A 20,076-nucleotide genomic window follows, 5' to 3' on the forward strand; every position below is an offset into this window, starting at 1 on the left:
AAGGGGTTGTCAATAACATGACTTCCCCCTTTACTCCATTTTGATCTAATGCTTAATTAAATATTCATTTAACTCATCGCGCGTCTCTTTTAATTTGTCAATTCCATTGCCCGTAATATCATGATTGATAATTACGAGCATACACCTGAGAAGCATCCTGTCAGACCCCTCCACGTTATTTAATCGTCTATTATCGGCATCAAGCAACGCTGAGTGTTTCTTCACGATAGCTTTCAAATCATCATTTGGTTTTTTTATTTCTTTGATGATTTTCCATACTCCCCATACGGCGCCAATAAAAGAACAAATCCATAAGATCTGTCCCAAACTGATTGTAAATTCTGGCATCAAATATCTCCTTCAGTATTATTTTTATTTCCTTCAGTATTATTTTTATTTCCTTCGACAAATGCTTTGAATCCCTGATGAAGACCAGTCGCCGCGACGCCCATAAAAGCGCCATAGATAACAGATTCAAATGAGAGTCCTCCAACAATACAGTTGGATACAACGCCGATTACTGCAAGAATAACCGGGATGTCATCATTCGGAACCCATTTAAAAAAGCTTGCCTTCTTGATCAGATACCCGACAAGTAAGCAAGCCAAAGTTACGACAATCACAAAATGATCCTGAAATAATGTTAAGAAATCCATAATTCACACGTCTCCTTTCCTTATTATAATACGAGTTTACCGCCATTGAACTGGCACTCTTTATTTCCGGTAAAGTCAAAGTTAACCTTACCGTTTTCAACTATCCAGATGCCCTGATCGTTTTGAGCTAATCCGGTGAAATTGAAATCCACCTGTCCGTTGACAATTTTCCACCAACCATTTGCATTCTTAGCAAGGCCGTTGTAGTTGAAGTCAACCTTTCCGTTAACGATTTTCCACCAACCGTTCTCATTTTTCTCTACGCTGTTACATGAGAAGTCGACTTTGCCATTCTTAACAAACCACCAACCATTTTTGTTCTTAGCTACCGTGGTTACGCTGGTATCGATTTTACCATTTGTGTAGTAATACCAGTTACCATCGCCATGAGCAGAGTTTGCAAGACCGGTAAAGTTACTAGCAACGGTATCATCTTCTATGGTTCTGTTGAGAATAGCTTCGGCTAATGCCCTGGCAATTCGCTTGTAACCAACTTTTCGATACTGGTTGTAGTCATCTTTGTCATCTACAAAGCAAATCTCAAAGAGTAGAGCCGGTGCTTTTGTGTGATTGAGTACATAGAGATCTTTCCGGATTACAATTCCTGTGCTGTGGATTCTAAAACCAAGGGCTTTCATGTTCGTAATGGCTCTGTCAGCGATCTCTTTCTTACCTTTGTCAGTGCTGCATACGTGAACTTCAAATCCACCCTGAACTCCATCACCATTTGAATCGGATCTTCCTGAATTAAGATGAATAGAAATATCGTATGAAGCAGTTACTTCGTTGCATTTCTTAACAATCTTTTCGAGAACATCACGTTGGCTAGTGCCATTATTGCATGTGCAATCTCTAGCGGTCTGTCCGGCTTTTCTTAGATAATTAATAAGTTCAAATGCTACTAAACGGTCTTCTTTAGACTCATCTAACAGACCAACGGCACCGCAAGCTACTCTACCTGCAGGGTTATGGCCGCCATGTACATTATATACTGCCATTTTGAATCATCTCCTATTCTACTACTTCTGCTTCAACGTGCTCTGGTTCTGACATTGGCGGAACAGGTGGTGCTACCGGTTCCTGCTGTGATTCTTTGATTTTATTCTCTATAAATCTAAGACAATCTGCCATCACCTTTGTACTCTCCCCTTTCGTCTCAATGTCTTTCATTGTGTTATATAAAAGCTGTAAATCCTGTGTTTGAATCATTGTTTTCTCCTTTCATTTAGTTCGCCAACCACGAACCTGTTACATATAACTGGAAATTGGAACGTCTGTCTGTGCTGCTATTGTAAATAGCATAATTATTATAGGCACTGTTCCATGTTGAAATAGCGTATACTGATGGAACCCCATTTGTGTCAAAATTACCGGTGACTGGATAAAAAGCATGATTGCTTATATTATAACAAAATCCACTGAATACACCGTTTCCCTTAACTGGTCGCCATGTAGATGGCAGGTTAAATATGATGGACGATGCTCCCACTCCCCAACCATTTACTGTAACAATTTTATTTCTTTTCTGGAAACAACCACCGTCAATTGTGGCTGCGACATCTGTTGGCAATACTCGATGATTTACTTTCGAACCATTCATTACTGGAACCCAAGTGTCAGTAGTGTTGGCGGTGCCGAATGTTGACCAGTCGTAACCGTGTTGGCTTTTGAAAGTATCCCAGTTTGTGCCATTAAGAACGATTGTTTCGGCAGACATATCAATGTTGGTATCTGAATAAATTTTAACTAAATCTGGATCTACATGTATAAATGATGTGCCAAGACGGAGTTCTCCTGACGCTTCACTTCTTCTGTAGCTTTCGCTCCTCAGTTCACATTGAGCATGGGCCGGTCCGCCTTCTAGTGAGCCGCCTATAGTTGCTATATAAGCTTTATCATAATAGCTTCCTCCAGCACCTCCATCTTCTGCATCATAGTATTGTTGAATGATGGCATTCTCGCCGTCCAATGTAAATGTGGTCGAAGTTAATCCCAAATCTCCGTTCGATACATGCGTAAGGTCAGTAGAACCTAAATATACTTTTTTCGCTTGCATACTTCCTGCGAACACACCATCTGCACCATCGATTGTTCCCTTGAAGACACTATCGCCTTCGATTGTTAAATGCGTTGCCGTTATTTTTTGTGCGAAGAGATCGTCCACATCTATTTTTTCAGCGGTAATAGAATTAGCTGCTAATTGAATCGTGCCAATAGAACCGGCATAGATTTTACTACCTTCGATATATGCCGTATCATTTTCGCAAGCCCATTGTGCCGCTAACGACATGGCCGAATCAGCGGTCATAACCCATGCAGAACCGTTGTACACAAACTGAACCGTCGACTTTGCTACCCAATAATATACTCTTGATAGCGCGACACCAAATGCATAAATTGGTTTTGCACCGGTGGAGTTTACATTCAGCGTTGGGCTTGTAGCGGTATTTGATTCGTTAAACGTTACAGAAACCGTAGCACCGACGTATAAAGAAAATGATGTAGGTGGCGTAATGGTTGCAGTTTTGGTCGCTATATCGGACGCGGTTAGACATTTAGCAAACAACTGTTTTCCGTCTTTTCCAGTATCACCTTTTTCTCCGGTCTTGGCTATTGCGAATGAAAACTTCTTATTGATAACTAAACCGTCAACTGATATCGGAACGGTTGCTTCACATGCCGCTTTAATAACTGCAGTTGTTTTGAACGTAATTGTTGGAGATAAAGAATTGTTATTTGCCACTGAAGCTGATATACCTGTCGGGCACACAATGTCTTCAGATGAGACGCTTATCTTACAAGGCACATCACCACAATATGCAACAATATCAGTCGAACATGTAGAGCCAGCAGGTGCGCCTTCGGAATTACCTTGGAATGTATAGGCTTCGCTTGTCAGCATTACTGAATATGCATCTGTCACATCAATTAACGTTGTCTGTGCAGAGCCTTTAATTGCCATGATTACCCCTCCAAATTGCATGTGTATACAGCAACACTATCAACATCATCCGCCGAAATTGTCAGGGTTTTAGACGTTGCTGCTGCTGTGTTGCTTCCCGCTTTATACCATTTGATGGATCCTAGAGAACCGCAAACGCCAGCATCGGTAATACTCTGTTCTACTCCGCCCTTAAATACATGCGCGGTCAGGACAGTTGAACCATTATTGTTTTTGAACGTTGTTCCGTTACTTGCTGTGACTGTTACCACAATAGCGTCCTTTCCGGCGGCTCCTGGCGCTCCCGTTGCACCATGAGTACCAATAATAGCAGGGGTTGTCTTTTCTGTTGTATTATCGGTATATGTGATCAACTGGTAGCACCAAATATATTTATTTGTCACTGTTGTTGCTGTCGGTGTTGTAGCCCAACCGGACGTATCTGTCTTGACTCCTGTTCCTGCCGAAGTTGTGAGATAATAATTCGTTACAGATTTAATGCCTTTGCCTGTTGCGCCGGTATTACCTGTCGCACCGTGTGTTCCAATAATAACAGGGGTTGTTGCGGTAGGATTTCCGCTTGAGTATGTAATGGACTGATAGCACCAAAGATATTTCTTAGTGGTGTCTGTCGTTTGCATTGTAGTAGTCCAACCAGATGTCGCGGTTGTAACTCCTGTTGCTGCTGATGTTGCCAAATAGTAGTTTGTAACACCGGTAATGCTTCTACCAGCTTCTCCTTTTGCTCCCGTAGCGCCTGTCTTTGCTACTGCAAAAGAAAATTTCTTATTAATTGTGATACCGTCGACAGTCACTGGAATGGTTGCCTCACAGGACGAGGTGATAACTGCTGTTGTCGTAAATGTGATTGTCGGCGATGCTGTTCCACTATCGGTAACTGCCGCTGTGATGCCAGTAGGGCAAATGATAGATTTCGCATCTACAACTACTACAGGACACTGATTCTGTCCGCAATATGCGACTGCCTGCGTTGCACATTTCTGACCGGCTGATGCACCAGATGTTGTGCCAGGAAATGTATAAGCCTCTGATGTTAATATAATACTATAAGCGTCAGTTACATCAATGATAGTTGCCTGACCGGTTGCTCTAATTGCCATTTTGATTTTTCTCCTTTTCTTCTACGATCAAGTCACAAGCGTATACACCTTTTGTGTCTATATCGTTTGGACTGATTTTAAATTTGAAACCGCCTTCCGCGATCCGTTGATCTTCTGGAGCAAGCGTTAAATAATCATCAGAATCATTTAACTGATATCTCCATTGTAAAAAAGCACCCTCGCCAAATACTAATGCTAATGTTTCGCTATCAGTAATTCGCTGTGTGCCGCGTATAATTGTTACAGATAATATTGTTGATACATTCGTATTCTTGAAAACGTTTCCTTTTGACGATGTAACATACAATGAAGTGGTAACCTCGTCTGCTATTTCATCCATACGATCTTGCATGCTGCTAATCACATCTTCGATGTTTCTTCCAGAGCTAAATGTTATGCTATTTGCAGATATTGCAAGTTTCCAAGAACCATCAGTGTCTTTGAAATACATAATGTAATTCTGGCCATCGCCGAATGACACTTGTCCGTCTTTTCCAAGATAGATACCACGTGTCCCATTTGTCGCCGATGCCTTTGCTCCGGAATACAATGCTGAATCAGTTATACTAAATCCAGCAATAGTCGCATCAAATGCCACCAAATCATTCACAGAAATCTTTTCGGCAGTAACGGACTTTGCTTGGATGACTTGACCATTTAAGCTGTTATAGTCTGTCTGTTCTTTTTCAACGGTTGCCCCATCCGTATTCAGTTTATAATACAGACCATCGTCGCCTTTGATTACCAATTTGTCCGCCACAATTGTGTTTCCCTCAATGAGGTCTCCCTTAATTGTAACGCCAACCAGTTCACCAGTAATTGTCTGATCGCCAACCGTTACGTCCTTAATCAATCCAGATTGTGCATAGAAATATTCCATTGCGGCTTTGCCAATGTTAGTGAAATCAATGTTAGCATATTTAATGTTTGCTGCATCAACACTCAATTTTTCAGTATCAAGTTTCTTAATACTTGCGTCTTGAGCGGTGAATTTGCCAGCGGTTGCCTCTTTGAAATCGGCATGATCAGACATAAGATTTTTCAAATCGGCGTCAGTGGCTTCTAAATTTTTGATTGTTGCATACTTGATGTCTGCATCCGTGACGTTAAGCTTGTCAACATCCAATTTATTAATTGTCGCATCGTGAGCGGTCAATTTTTCGGTTGTGGTATCTTTGAAATCGGCATAATCGCTCTTAAGATTCCGAATTGTTGCGTCTGTCGCCTCAAGATTTTCAATCGCAGCGTATTTAATATCGGCTACTTCAACATCTAATTTTTTCGCGTTAAGATCGTCGATGCATGCTTCATTTACAGTAAGTCGCCCAGTTATCTCTGCATCCTTTGTTTTCAGGTTTGAAATGTCCGCTTCGTTTGCTGTGAGTTTTTCATTAACTGTAACATTATCAGTTTCAAGTTTTGTAATCCTGCCAATTGCAGCTTCCAATTGATCGGTGCTTACTTTGTCAGCAATTATTATTTCAAATTCTGAAATTTGATCACTTACATTTTGAACTTTTTTATCAACTTCTTTTACATCACTATCGCTGGCAGATGGTGATGAAATATTTCCAGTCACTGTAGCGGTATGCTTCTTCATAAGCACCATTACTCGTTCACCGGGTTTTATACTAACAGTTGAAGTTACAGGGGTCATTCTATCCGACCCATCTAAACGAACATATATCTGACCGTTGTATTCCACAGCTGTACCATACATGGTGGTTTCACTTGGAGGCTGTTTTTCGCCATTTGTAAGTTTGACAAATTCAGCGATCAAATCGTTTGATAGCGCCATATATAATCACCCCCATAATTTAACTGTATAGATTGCTTTTTCACTAACTGGGCAACCAGGTTCGCATTTGATCGATTGACTAACGATTTTTGCTTTCACATCCTGTAAGCCTGCTCTTCTATAATTCAGTCTCACACAATCGCCAATTCTGGTTCCACAATAAGCATGTGTATATGAAACTGAATATTCGATTGTAGATGAGTTTTTGAGTAATCGATCAGCATATTCTTGAATCATGGCTTGAGACGGAATCCCGCTTATATCAGGATCTGTAACCCTAGATATTATTTCACGACCACGATTCACAGTTGAAAGAGGGCTATTTGTGTCGTCATTTACTGATCTGGCATAGAAATATTTATTGTTCTGTGAATACACAACCTCGATTACATTCGGTATGCCATAAATGTCATGTTCCATAGTAACTTCCGGGTACAATATCGAACTGTTATCGTCGTTATATGTGTATACTGGTTGCAACGCGAACATGTTTTGCTCAGGGGCGAATAAGACTCGACCCATTTCGTCAAGATCAAATTTATACCTGGCATTTGCTATTAAATCAGAACCAAAAGAGAGCCACGTATCATTGGAATTGGCAACAAAATCATTGTAAAGTGTTTCGCTACTATCTGTCCCAATGAGCGGGGCCCTCAAATGTTCTCTCAATATCATTTTCGCATTTTGCATAATGTTCGCACCTTTCAAGATTGAATAACCCAAAGGTGGCGGAGACTCTTTCAACTCTAGCAAAGGAGTATAAGCGTCGACTGACACTGTCTTGTTTTTGCCGTCAAATGTTGACGACGGTGTTTGAATCAAGAATGTGCCTAATGGAAACCTCTCACGAATTCCATTTTGAATTGTTATGAGATAAATCCTGATATAGCATTCACCAACCATATCATTGAAATCTATTGTTGCTGAACCAAGTGTTTCTGCATCTGAATCTCTTTTGATCGTACTGGTTTTTACATTGTCGAATGGTTTTTTATCATACCAAGTTGCTGGATCAACCTCATAATATTCAAAAGTTTGCTGCATCGGTTTTGTCCAATCGGGCATTGTTAAACACCTCCTTCGACACGGGTTATATCTAGCGTCACTGGTATCTTCCCTTCGCAGTGAGTCCTACTGAAAGACACTTTGACACTGGCCCAATAACCGCTGCCAGATGGTTCACGAACATATACATCTCCAAGCCATGATTTTAATCTACGTAATTGGTATATTGTTTCTTCATCGTCTTTTGGCACATCGGTATTCCATGTTGCTGTTTCGCCCAATTGTGTTCCATAATACGCAGTAGGGTGAGCTCGCCCAATGTATTCGACTAAAGAAACATCAGCATTCCCATTATCAGACGTATCGATATTATATGGAAGATTTAATAACGATCCAGTCCAAGCAGGATTAACCATTTCATCACTATTTGAAGTATTGAAACTACTCCAAGCCTCATCCCATTGAAGAATGATTGATTTGCATTGAATCGGATAACCTGGCGGATCATAGTAGCTAATACTTCCGGTAGATTTCGAAGTCGCAATGATTCTATATCGTGCATAGTCAAGAGACGGATGAGGGTCTGTAAGGTATACGTTTGCTCCGTTCGTGAGTTCGCTACCTATCTCAACAAATTCGCCGTCATAGTCTCTGCGATATACAGATAAAATTGCATCTTCAATTACGATACCCTTTTCGTCAACACAGTATGGTCGTATATAAGCAGAATAAGAATCCTCATCAATTCCGATTTCGGCATCTGGCGCATAAGTTTGATCTAACCATTGAACTGTAAAATCTACAGATTCCTGAGCTGTCAATCCAGAATTCATAGCAACAACACAAGTTAACGTGTAATTAATCTCATTTTCCAAATCTATGTTGTGGGCAGACAATTCAACCAGTAATGCTTCAGACGTATCGAAATATTGAGAATATACTTCTTCTCCACTTTTAACTATTTTGACGTTTCCAACCTGATCTAATGTTTCATACATTTCATTCGATCTCACACTGACATGATAACTTATCGGTGATTGTGTTTTAGGACCAGCCAAAGCTGATACATAAAATGGAAAGCTTGTAAGGATGTTGATGTCAACGGCATCTTTATCTTTAACTGTTAAAGCTAAAGTGGCCGGTGCATAAATATCGACAGTTCTTTGAATCGACCAGTCGCCATACTTTTTGGTGACACCAGCGGTTCGAACTCTCCAAAGAATTGTTGTACCTTCCGTATACTTAGAAGTATCGATTGGGTACACAGACGTATTATCTTTTTCATCTTCATCTTTGGTGTTTTTGATGGTGTATGTTTTTGTTTCTCCATCTATGGTAAGTTCCAATTCAGCATATGTCTGACTTGATCCATCTTCTGAATTATGAACCCAGTAAAGATTTAAAGGCTCGCCCGTCACCGCAGTTGTTGTCGATGACCATGTTGTTGGCGCTGCTGGATCTGTACCAAGTACAAGAGATTTTATTTCGGACCATGCAGATTCACCTTGATTGTTAACCGCTCTTACTCTGAAAAAATAATCGCTTCCAGATTCCAAACCAGTTTTTTCGTACCGTGTTGTAGTTATGCCAGTTGTTGTGGATGTTCCATCGGAACCATCAAAATATTCTTTCTTTGTTGAATATTCAATATCGTAGGTTTTTGCCCCGGTTGATGCATTCCATTCCAAACGAACAGACGTTTTTGAAGTGGCTTCGCATTTTGTAAACCCAGACGGTGGTAACGGTATTGTTGTAACCGCAGATGAAAAATCTGAATACTTTCCATATATCTTCGAATTGTTATCGATGTTTATAGCGACACAACGAACACGGTATGAACCTCCAGCTGAAACGCTAAATTGGTAAGAGGCCTTACAAGCTCTTACTGTTGCTATTCCAGAACTTACATAAGTTGTATCATTGTATACTTCAAACTTAATCTGATCAGTTCTGGCGTCCGAAACATTATCGATGCTGGCAGTCAAAGTGTATTTTTCTACGTTGACACTTGGAGTGGACGGTTGAGCTGGCGGAGCCCCAGCTAAAGAATAAACTTTTGAATTTGCAGAACCGTTCCAGTATGCAACTTCTGTGTTGTTGACAGTATGAGTGGTTGATACTGGAGTAATTGTAACTCTGATTCTATTGGCGTTCGACGGAGCACTATAGCTTGCATATTTTTCGGTAGTATCAGAAGAACCGCCGCTAAACCATATGCCATCACCAGAATCGTAATGCCACGTTACAGTGTAATGATCCAAAGTTTTGTTATATGATGTAGTTGTAGTGGATGATGTATTACCACCGCCGATTAAATTTTTTACATTGATTGGGCTACAAATATTGTGATTACCAGATTGGTTTTTACCTAATACCGCACGGTCACCTTTAACTTGCGTAAGATACCATTTCTGGTTTTTAACCCAATCTGGAATATGGGAGCCATTATAGTAAGTGGCCCCCGATTTAATGGATACAAGGCTTCCAGCTTTTATTCCGCTAGTCGTCACGGTCGTCGTGGTTGTTTCATTGAAACTCCAAGTGGCGATATAAGTATTATCTGTTCCAGATTGAAGCTTTATGCCAATATTTGATACTCTAGGCATTGTTAAGATCTCCCTCCTATTATCGATGCTCTCACAAGAGTTTCAATTGCTTCGGCGACGTCAGAACCCTGTTCATAAGTGATTCCTCCAATGTTGTATGAGTTCCTATCCATGTTATTAATATCTTTACCAAGGCTTTTGATAGCAGATACAACGTCGCCGTTATTTCCATTTTGACGACGGGCAGCTCTCATTGAACTGATAGCATTAAGATTTGCTGTAAGTCCAATTGAGTTAGCGGAATTGAGCATTGTTCCAAGTGTTCCCATTCCAGATTGAACATTTGACAGATCCAGAACTGGTGTGATTGTTGGGACATTACTCATATCACTAGATAGAACATCAGTCATTCTCGACAAGGCAGTTCGTGCTGTTTCTACTGCTGATTGAGCCATGTTTTTGGCAGAGCCGGAAGAAACATGAGACATCTTTTCTATGCCGACGGCTAATCCAGCCGGGACGAATTTTCCAAGTCTCTCAAACACTTTTGATGGGGAATTGATATCTAATTGTTCTTTAGCCGCTTTGGTCGCTGCTTTCGCCATTGCTCGAGCTTTTGCTGTGGCCTTATAGGTGTTGGCAGATATGCCCTTAGCGAATCCAGATACAAGGTAAGAGCCTGCCGAATAAAACTCAGAATATTTACCACGGATTTCGTTTTTAGCTTTGTTTGCGACACCAACAGCAATCGCAGCTACAAAAGCTTTCTGCCCCTTCATGCCATTACCAAATTTGGTCATAAGGGCTTTACCGGTTGACGTGAAAGTCGAGTAATTCTGGCGAATTGCTTTGGTCATAGCAGAAATTGTTGAAATAGCCGTCGAAGTAAGTGTGCTCTTCTTTCCGCTAAAGCCTTTTGCAAGGGCATCCGCCAATTTTCCGCCAACTGAACTAAACGTGGACGACTGTTTTCCAAATGCTGAAGCAAATCCGCTGAAATCAGTTTTAGACAATGTATTAACTGCGCTCGCAAATGATGAAACACCGCTCGTATCTATTCCAGATGTACTTTTAATGAAGTTTAGCAACTGTTTTGCGGCTGATACGGAACCGCTAACAAGATCTGGGGTGACGCCCGATACAGAACTTGAGTAATCGGACATAATGCCGCCGATATCCGACACCTTGTTAAAGCCATCAATTCCAGAATAATCAACACCTACAAGGCTTGTAATGATATTCAATAGGGTCTTGGCTGCAGAAACCGATGTCTGAACTTTTTCAACTTTTATACCTTTTACTTCATGCGAATACTGAGACATTGCTGTTCCAATATGTTTTACGTTGTTGATTTTGGTAATTCCGTCATCATTAACATTTGCGGCGCTTTGACTAAGCTCTATAAGACTGTTAGCAGCTGACACTATTGTGCTTACTCCACTTGTGTCTATTCCGGAAACTGTTCCGCAGAAACTAAACATTGCCGTTCCAAACGAGGTCAGATTTGTTCCGAATGCACTAAGCGACATCTGGTCGTCGAATAAACCAGTTTCTGGAAGAGCGTTGCTGAGCTCAACCAGAAGATCTCCCGCATTCTTAACCGCTTCTACTGCCTGAGTGTCAATTTTGTTGTCGCCAGATACAGATTGTGAAAATGCAACAATAGAACTTCCAAACGATTTAAGCTTTTCACCCCATTCGGATAAATCTTTTTGACCGAGAAGCCACTGTAAAGCTCCATCAGATGTCGGCAGGTTGTTGTTCAACTCAGCCATGATCTGTCCGGCATTTTTAGCAGCTTCGATTGCTGTTGGATCAATTTTTCCATCACCGGATACTGTACTAGAGAAATCAACGATAGCTGATCCGAAAGCTTTGATTCTATTTCCAAACGTTTCAAGGTCTTTTTCGCCAGTGAGCTTCTGAAGAATTCCGCCTGTGTTTGGAAGTGCGTCGTTTAACTTAGCTAAAACCTTTCCACAGTTTGCTGCGGCTGTTACTGCAGATTCGTCCACGCAACCTTTTACGATATTAGAAAAGGCTACTATATTGTAAGCAAATCCTCTGATATTCCCACCAAAAGTGCCGAGATCAAGCTTCTCTCCTATGAGTTTCTGTAATACACCGCCGGTTCTAGGCAATGCGTTTTCCAGCTCAACGAGAACCTTTCCACAATTAGCTGCTGCTGTTACTGCTCCTTCGTCTATACCAGATACTGAATCAGAAAAGCCTTTTACTGCTTTGCCAAATGTTGACAGTTTGCTTCCCCAATCAGTAGGATCTTGTTTACCAAATAATCCATTGCTCAAGAACTTAGAAAATCCGTCCAAGAACTCCGCGCCGGTTATAAGCAGCATAATTTGAGCAACATTTTTCGCGCCTTGTAATGCACCATTATTAATGTCGGATAAACTATTTGCAAAGTCCGCAAGATTTTGTCCGATCTGCGGCAATCCAGATGTAGCTTCAACCGAAAATCCTTTAACGATACCGCCAAAGAATGAACCAAGTGCTTCGCCAATTGTCGTAAGAATCGGAATGCCATTCTCAAGAAATTGCTGAGCGCCCGGTATCAATGCTACAAGTCCGCCAACTACTGCAAATATACCCGCTACTGCACCCAATATAAGTACAAACTCACCAACTGCCAATACTGCATTCGGGCTGATACCTTTTGCTTTGCTCAGTATTAATATCGATGCAGAAATTGCAAGTAACACTGTAGACAGCGCAGTTGCGTTTCCAATAGCAGACTGAACATCCATATCTCTAAGCAAATACAGGATTCCAGCCACAGCTGCCATTACACCGGCCATAAGCACAATACTAGCCAACGCTGATGCGCCTACTTTTCCACCCATTTTGAGGAGATTCATAGAAGCCACAAGAGACAGCATTACAACCGAGATTCCAGCCGCCGCTCCTACTGATTGCTGCCATGGTAATTGAGCCAAAGTATATATTACAGTACCGACCAACCCAAGCATTACCGTCATGGTAACTAAACCAGACATATTGCCTTTCTGAGCTCCAACTTTTTGAGACGCCAGTATCATTAACGACATCATTCCTATGATACTACCCAACGCCACAGTCGCCGCTGCGAGTTTGTCAGTCGGTAGCAATGATAAAGCAACAACCGCAGCCGCCATTAATCCAATAGCAACTGTCATAGCAATTAACGACCGAGTTATCTGTTTGCTCTCGCCTACCTTACCAACTCCTCTAGTCATCATCGTCATAAACAGCGACAAGAACCCTACAGCCGCTATGCCTTTTGCCAAGGCGCCAGTATCTATATAACCCAAAAGAACGCAAATACCCGCAAGAATTCCAAGAGCAACAGACATGCCGATTAAGTTTCGTGACATATTTGCTATTTGCTTATCTTTTCCTATCGTAGAAGCCACTTTAAGTAATCCAACAAATACGACGAACATGAGCATGAATGATATACCCTTAGCGACATCCGCTGGGTCTAATTTTGCGACCAGTTTGATAATGCCTATCATAAGCAACATCGACACTGATACGGACAGCAATATACCGCCAAGTTTAGCTGTTCCGTTTTTACCAGATCTGGTAACTAATGCCAACACCGCCACAAATCCAGCGAATCCAATCATAAAGGTTATACCCTTACCGATTTGATCTGGCTCCAATCGTGATACCGCTTTCATCACAGCGACCATCAACAACATGGATACAGATATAGCAATCAAAGTTCGTCCTAGCTGCGCAATATGACGTTCATCCTTACTGGTTCCAAGTTTTGCAATCGCTATAACAAATGCAGTAAATAGTCCAACAAACGAAATGGCTTTCTTGACTGCTCCCGGATCATCAATCGTGCTGATCAATTTCAAAGATACTGCCATGAGCAATAACGACACAGAAAGCTGTTTCATTAAAGTTCCGATAACAGCAATATCCTTCAATGATGTGTTATGGGACACTTGACTCGCCGCATATGTAACCGCCAGTATAGAACCTAGGATTAAAACTAAGCCTGTAAACCCACGTTCTGCTTGATCCTGATCTAGCTTTCCCACCATTTTGATTGCTGAAGCAATAAGCAGCGCTGTAACGCCAATAGCAATCAAACCGGACTTCATTCCCTTGATGTTAAAGCCTTTGCCTTTTTCAAATTTTGCAGATGCGGACGTAAATTTATCCATCAAGATAGCCGCCCCGACAACCAATCCGACTACAGCCGCTATAACGCCAAATCCAGCCCAGATCTTTTTCTGATCAAACTGAGCAATCGCAATGACCAAACCAGCAACGATTGCAATCGACTTAATGAATTTAAGAATGCCATCCATCCTCAAATTAAAAGCTTTTGCTTTCGCCAATTTCTTTGCCGATTCTGTGAATTCCGTGATAAATGTCTTAACTGCTCCGAGAATGCCGCCAGCATTTTTCAAGATGGCTCCAACGCCTTCAAACGGCGCCGCAAATTTATCAAGAACGTCCAGTATTCTCTTACCGGTATACGTAAGCCCTGCGATAATACTTAAAGAAAGTATTTGCTTCCATGGCAACTGCTGTAAGAAATTCTTAACATGCTGAGCAAGTTCGATCAGCGCGTCCGTAACTTTATACTTGCCGTCTCTGATGCCATTTACCAAACCCGCAATAGTATTCTGTCCTACCTCATATGTTTCAGTTGATGGAGAATGAATACCTAAAACGCCTTTGATTGCGCTAAGGATGGACTCACCAATTTTAATGAATAATTCTGGAACAACATGAGCATTTTCTTCTATTGCGTTCTTGAACCCTTCTATAAGGTTCTTCCCGATTTCACCAAATTTGAGGTTTTTCAGTTTATCAGCGACTTTATCAAGTTTTGTAAACTCGGCAAATTTTTCAAGCAAATCTTTGATATTCTTACCGATGTTTTTAATGTCGATATTCTTGAGTGCATTGCCAAACTTCTTGATCGGGCTCGTATCTTTGATGTATGATACAAATTTCTTAAGCGCATCAGCTGCAGTTTTTACGGCGTCCCCAACCTTATCAAATGCCTTATCAATTCCGCCATCGTCAACAAGTTTCTCTTTGAGTTCTGAAAGTTTATCGCCAAGACTTGCTGTAAGATCGAGAATGGATTTGTTTGATCCAGATGGATTAAATGCCTTAAACAAAGAAGAAACGCCGTTAGCAATATGCTTAACTGCGCTTCCGATCACATTACCAATGATACTGATCACTGAAAATACACCTTTAAAGCTTCGTTTCAGTTTATCAGCTGTCTCATCACTCATTTTCAGTTTTTCAGTGAGTTTGTGGAATCCAGCAATAATATTGTAGAGCACGCCATCGCTGTCTTTTGGTTTGAATGTCTCCTTAAACGCCTGACCTAAAGATTTGAAAAATTTTACAATGTTACTTCCGATATTTTTGAATGAATCAAGAATGAGGAATTTTGCACTTAGTTGATCCACGTTCTCCATGAGGTCTTTTATCGGAATACCTGTTTTCTCAGACTGTTTTTGCAATTCTTTAAAAGCGTCAATTTCATCCTGAGTGAAGCCAATATTCTCCAGCTGTGCATCTGACATTTTCAAAAGCTGATCAATTGTCACTGCCTGAGCATCATTCACTCCATTTTGAGCTTCCTCAAAGTCTGTCGCATGTCGTACGCTGCTTCCAAGCTTTTCGTTGACCAGATTCTGAACATACGCCCAGTCATAACCTGCATCGGTGAGTTTCTGCCAGCGTTCAGGAGCATTGCCGAAATCTCCGTTGATTACTTTATCAACTACAGCTCCAAAATCCTCTGTAGCTTTTTTAGCAGCTTCAGTCGCAGTGGTAACACGCTCAATGGCATCTTTAGCAACCTTGAATTTGTCATTGTCAAACAGTTTTTTGAACTTGTCAGCTATTCCAGAAATGTTAATTTTCGATATCAGATCTGCGAATTTCTCAATGACTGTTCCGATTTTACCGCTTAATGCCTCAGCCAATGGCGTAGTCATTTTTCGTACATCATTAATCTTCTCTCGAACTGTGTTCAAGAATTTTACGATCGGTCCATTCTGTTTAACCAGTGGAGATACAAAATCGGCTCCAATCTTAGCAAGCGCAGATTTGACATTTGAGAAAGCACCGGTAAGAGATTCGTTTGCTTTCTTAGATCCCTCACCAAAAGCTTCATACATGGCATCTGAAAACGTCTGGAAAGAAATCTGTCCCTTAGAAACCATGTCTCTTACTTCGGCTTCCGTCTTCCCAAGAGCTTCACCAAGAGTAGCCGCAGCGTTCATACCCCTGCCCGATAACTGCAGCAAGTCGTTACCCATAAGTCGTCCCTGACCAGAAATCTGAGCAAAGATACGACCGATATCCTCATAGGAACTATTGGTCATGGCAGCGACACCAGCCACCGCCTGTAATGAGTGTTGCATCTGCTCGCCAGCTTGCATACCCGACGCTGCTAACTGAGATGCAATAGTAGCTGCGGCATCCATTCCGTACGCAGTTCCGTCTACAGCAGACTGAACATTTTGCATTACGGCTTCTACTTTCTCAGAATCTTTTAAAAGGACACCCAGCTGAAAACGAGCATTCTCAATTTTCATAGCCCTGTTAATACCGCCAGTTTTGATGCCGCTAATCACAAAGCTATTAAGTTTTTTAACGAACCCCATAGCAGAATTTGTGAGGTTGTTAATCACGCTCATACCAACAATGCCTGTGGTTGAGAAGCGCTTCTCTAATACAGAGAGGCTATCTGCCATTTTCTGAAAAGAAACATTCTGTGCAGATTTATTAATTTCTTCAAGAGACTTTCCCGCCCCTTTCAGATTTAATTTTTGCTTAAGCTTGTCTAATGTAGACATACTTGTAGCAACATTTTTTTCGAAATTTTGGTTATCAAACCGCATCTCGACAACGCGTTCGTCGACTTGTTTACTCATAAGCTAGTAATCTCCTTCCACGCATCAGATGCCAATTTATCAAATATAGGGCGAACTGCAGGATTGATATAGTCTCTTCCTTCTACCCATCCTCCAGTCCCTGTGCCATGTCCATACTGAAGAATTATGGCAATAGGTACACCCTCATTAATGTTCGAATTTAAGAAATTTAATGATACAACTCCATTTTGACGTTTGATTTCATAAGTCCATGACTCAGCAGTTTTACCGCTATCTTTTGGAGTTGCTGAGGAGAGTGCTTCTACGCCAGCTTTCCCATACTTATCTAAGATGCCGATTTTCACAGTTTCTTTAAGTCTTTCAAAGTAACGCGACAACTTCTTAAAATCTCCATGTTGTGTAAAACTAACCATTGATTATCCTTTCGAGTTGAACTTCTTACGATTTGCTGCGTTAATAGCCGCATACTTATTAACAAGTTCTCTTTGACTGTGTTTCTTCTGTGATGGTGGAGTGTTATCTTTCTCGCAAACTCGGATAAGAGTCAACAAACTCTCCAGATGCCACTTTGCATACTCTGGTGGAATGTTCAGTGATATCATCCAACTGTAAATATTTTCAGCTGTAATGATCTGCCTACGACCTCGACCTTTCTCTTTTTCAGATGGAACTGCAGTCATCGGATTTTTAATGTATTCCTGTATCTGAGCCATGTTCTGCTCGGTAAGTCTGCGATACACTTCTTCTGGAACTTTCTGGTTCACAACCATGCAACGTATATAATCCATCGCTTCTTCTTCTGTCTTTTCAGTTGTTGACAAAAAGGGTTTGTGCCATCGCTGCTCCCATTTGTGGAGAGAAAGTAGAGAATGCTCCAATTTCAACTCATAGTCATGGCCGAGCTTTCTGTAGACAAATTCCTCTTTTTCAGAGTCCCAGTCTTCCTCTTCAAACGCCGGAACAATAATTGATAACATTCTCTATTCCCCCCTATTGTTTTATGCCTGTGCTAAAGCACTCGGAAGCAGATCAGATGCCATCTGCTGTACTGCTTCTTTTGATACCTGCTTTCCATTTGGAATGATTCCGTTGATGAATTTACTGGCAGCAACATCATTAGTTACTAAATCCATAAACAGTTTGTTGTATGCTTCTGTCTGAGAAAATGCTTCGGAAAGCTCTTTGGATTTAATGAAGCGTCTTCCGTCCAATGACTTCTCGCCATAAGATTTGAGAATGATGTCTTTGAATGTTTTCATGATAGTCGCGCCATCCTGAGCAGAAACGATACGTTTGATCATCTCCTCAAAACCTCCCGGTGTGGATACAGACATTTCTGTAATCTCCGCCTCAGACAGATTAAAATAAAAGTCCTCTTTTCTCGGGTTTCCGTAATAATCCTCAAATTCAATAGTTTTCTTTAACATAGTATTTAATCTCCTTTCGTCTTAAAAAGAAAAGAACCCCATCGTGTAGACAGGGTTCTCCATTTTGATTTTTAAGCAGCTTTTGCCTGCTCGATCAGTGTTTTAAGCTCATTTGGTAATGGTAAACGTGCCTCTGCTTTGTCACTACCATACAGAACATCTTCAAGTGCTTTCATAACCTGTGCTCCAGCTTTAACAGAGTTAATTGTCACAGTAGCTGTTGGTTTCTTACCTTCAACATCAACTGGTGTTGTGGATACAGACCAGGACATTGTCATTCCTTCCGGAGATTCATTCTTAGAGTTATGTGCCTCTTCGGCCGGGGCTGCTAATCCGCCATACACAAGATGGAGCTCATAACCGTAATCCTCACCATCCGTATCATTGCCAAGAGTTGTTTTGTAGCACAGACCAAATTTCTGTCTTGTCTGCTGTCCGATGGAAACACCCTCGGCAAGTTCAGCTTCACCATTACATGGCTTGAACTCATCTGGATACATATAAGCTTCGATTGTTGCCGCGTAGGTCTCAGCTGAAAGAATGTCAAGATATTTAATATCGTCAGCATACATTGCGGTTGGTTCAGCTCCAGAAGGGCTCTCTGTGATAGCTGTGATTCCGTTCCATGCGACTCCTTTAGGATATGTTCCAGCAGTCATAGGATAAAGAGCACACTGTTTTACACCAGTTTCATAGCGTCGTTCGCCAGTCTGGTCCCAAACAAGTTTTTCAGGCATTTATTTTACCTCCTTAAAAATATAGTGATATTGCGTCATGATAGAGATTATCGGCTTTATATGGGCGATCGTAATATGAATATGGGAATTTTAATATCTTATCAATCGCTGAGTTAAATGGCCTCTTATCAATGACTGTGATTTCATACCGTCTTTTTTTCATATATTCTTGGTCATCTGCATGTTTTCTGCTCATGCCAGACATACTATATATGATGGCGGGGTATGTCAGTTTCAAACTCTCTGGGGGCTGATAGTATACATTTTTACTGCCTAAAGCTTCTTCGAGTTTAGCTTGTAATTCTAATCGGCTACCCATTGTATACACCTCCTAGAGATAAAATTAGCCGAGGGCGTTGTGGTTCAATCTTTATGACTTTCCACTTCGTACCCTCGACTTCAACGTAAGCAATATTGGAACAATTCTGATAGGCGTACTGATCGGCGACAATGCTGACGGTTCCAGAAATAACTAAATCATCATTAATCCCTCCGGAGTTCTGATTCTGCCAAGCGAAACCAGAATAATCTCCAAAGTATTCTCTGACGACATCCTGTTCTTCACCAACGTATAATCCCGGCTCTACTTCTTTAGTAACCGTATACCCAACTTTGCCGTACCATCTTGCCATTTTGAATTTTCCTCCGGATCTTACTTAGATTTCACTGTTGCAAGTTTTGCGGTTGTTGCTGCGGATGAATCAGCAGTCACGTATGTAACGGTGGCAACATCCTTAGTCACAGAACAGCTAACAGTTTTGTGCTCATTGCCTGAGGCGTCAACTACCAGCAAACCTTTAATGAATGCATCATGCAGCTCACCACAAGATACTTTTGTTTTACAATCTTTCTCGAGATATGCGTAACCATCAGTTTTTGCATACACTTTACGGATTGCTACACGATCATCATCTGCGTTCTGATATACTTTTTCAATCATGTCTTTTCTCCTTTATAT

17 protein-coding genes are annotated in these 20,076 nt (G+C 41.2%); all 17 read right to left on the reverse strand.

The features are described 5' to 3' along the window. Window positions 1–45: 45 nt before the first annotated feature. The 17 genes from LG34_RS05715 to LG34_RS05795 all read right to left on the reverse strand — a co-directional run bounded on the left by LG34_RS05715 (window position 46) and on the right by LG34_RS05795 (window position 20,058). Window positions 46–348, reverse strand: coding sequence for a hypothetical protein (locus LG34_RS05715; RefSeq protein WP_109215224.1), 303 nt, complete (start codon window positions 346–348; stop codon window positions 46–48). Beyond that, on the reverse strand, window positions 348–656 hold the full coding sequence (locus tag LG34_RS05720; RefSeq protein ID WP_109215225.1) for a phage holin family protein: 309 nt from the start codon (window positions 654–656) through the stop codon (window positions 348–350). Before LG34_RS05720 ends, LG34_RS05715 begins: the two co-directional genes overlap by 1 nt. Before the next feature lie 23 nt (window positions 657–679). After that, window positions 680–1,654 (reverse strand): N-acetylmuramoyl-L-alanine amidase, encoded by a 975-nt coding sequence (locus LG34_RS05725; RefSeq protein WP_109215226.1) that lies wholly within the window; start codon window positions 1,652–1,654, stop codon window positions 680–682. A gap of 13 nt (window positions 1,655–1,667) precedes the next feature. Next, window positions 1,668–1,865: a hypothetical protein gene (locus LG34_RS05730; protein WP_109215227.1), complete on the reverse strand. Its 198-nt coding sequence runs from the start codon at window positions 1,863–1,865 to the stop codon at window positions 1,668–1,670. A gap of 16 nt (window positions 1,866–1,881) precedes the next feature. Beyond that, window positions 1,882–3,618, reverse strand: a complete 1,737-nt coding sequence (locus LG34_RS05735) for a hypothetical protein (protein WP_109215228.1) — start codon at window positions 3,616–3,618, stop codon at window positions 1,882–1,884. A 2-nt stretch (window positions 3,619–3,620) separates the two neighbouring features. Then, complete coding sequence (locus LG34_RS05740) at window positions 3,621–4,718, reverse strand: hypothetical protein (protein ID WP_109215229.1); 1,098 nt, start codon at window positions 4,716–4,718, stop codon at window positions 3,621–3,623. After that, a complete protein-coding gene (locus LG34_RS05745; RefSeq protein WP_109215230.1) occupies window positions 4,708–6,516 on the reverse strand; it encodes a hypothetical protein in 1,809 nt (602 codons plus the stop codon). The genes LG34_RS05740 and LG34_RS05745 overlap by 11 nt, the downstream gene beginning before the upstream one ends. Window positions 6,517–6,522: 6 nt before the next feature. Continuing rightward, window positions 6,523–7,581, reverse strand: a complete 1,059-nt coding sequence (locus LG34_RS05750) for a hypothetical protein (RefSeq protein ID WP_109215231.1) — start codon at window positions 7,579–7,581, stop codon at window positions 6,523–6,525. A gap of 2 nt (window positions 7,582–7,583) precedes the next feature. Then, window positions 7,584–10,127, reverse strand: coding sequence for a fibronectin type III domain-containing protein (locus LG34_RS05755; protein WP_109215232.1), 2,544 nt, complete (start codon window positions 10,125–10,127; stop codon window positions 7,584–7,586). Between the two features lie 2 nt (window positions 10,128–10,129). Next, window positions 10,130–16,993: a tape measure protein gene (locus LG34_RS05760; protein ID WP_109215233.1), complete on the reverse strand. Its 6,864-nt coding sequence runs from the start codon at window positions 16,991–16,993 to the stop codon at window positions 10,130–10,132. Continuing rightward, complete coding sequence (locus LG34_RS05765; RefSeq protein WP_109215234.1) at window positions 16,990–17,367, reverse strand: HK97 gp10 family phage protein; 378 nt, start codon at window positions 17,365–17,367, stop codon at window positions 16,990–16,992. Before LG34_RS05765 ends, LG34_RS05760 begins: the two co-directional genes overlap by 4 nt. Before the next feature lie 3 nt (window positions 17,368–17,370). Next, on the reverse strand, window positions 17,371–17,931 hold the full coding sequence (locus LG34_RS05770) for a hypothetical protein (RefSeq protein ID WP_109215235.1): 561 nt from the start codon (window positions 17,929–17,931) through the stop codon (window positions 17,371–17,373). Window positions 17,932–17,952: 21 nt separating this feature from the next. After that, window positions 17,953–18,381, reverse strand: coding sequence for a hypothetical protein (locus tag LG34_RS05775; protein ID WP_242979813.1), 429 nt, complete (start codon window positions 18,379–18,381; stop codon window positions 17,953–17,955). Window positions 18,382–18,452: 71 nt separating this feature from the next. After that, the gene (locus LG34_RS05780) at window positions 18,453–19,118 is read right to left on the reverse strand and encodes a hypothetical protein (protein WP_109215236.1); all 666 of its coding nucleotides are present in this window, start codon (window positions 19,116–19,118) and stop codon (window positions 18,453–18,455) included. A gap of 13 nt (window positions 19,119–19,131) precedes the next feature. Then, the gene (locus tag LG34_RS05785) at window positions 19,132–19,437 is read right to left on the reverse strand and encodes a hypothetical protein (RefSeq protein WP_109215237.1); all 306 of its coding nucleotides are present in this window, start codon (window positions 19,435–19,437) and stop codon (window positions 19,132–19,134) included. Then, window positions 19,430–19,750 carry a DUF7253 family protein gene (locus tag LG34_RS05790; protein WP_109215238.1) on the reverse strand — a complete coding sequence of 107 codons (321 nt, stop codon included), beginning with the start codon at window positions 19,748–19,750 and terminating at the stop codon, window positions 19,430–19,432. The genes LG34_RS05785 and LG34_RS05790 overlap by 8 nt, the downstream gene beginning before the upstream one ends. Before the next feature lie 20 nt (window positions 19,751–19,770). Further along, a complete protein-coding gene (locus LG34_RS05795; protein ID WP_109215239.1) occupies window positions 19,771–20,058 on the reverse strand; it encodes a hypothetical protein in 288 nt (95 codons plus the stop codon). Between the last annotated feature and the right edge of the window lie 18 nt (window positions 20,059–20,076).

Origin of the sequence: Eubacterium ramulus, assembly GCF_003122485.1 — a bacterium.
Taxonomy (GTDB): domain Bacteria; phylum Bacillota; class Clostridia; order Lachnospirales; family Lachnospiraceae; genus Eubacterium_I; species Eubacterium_I ramulus_A.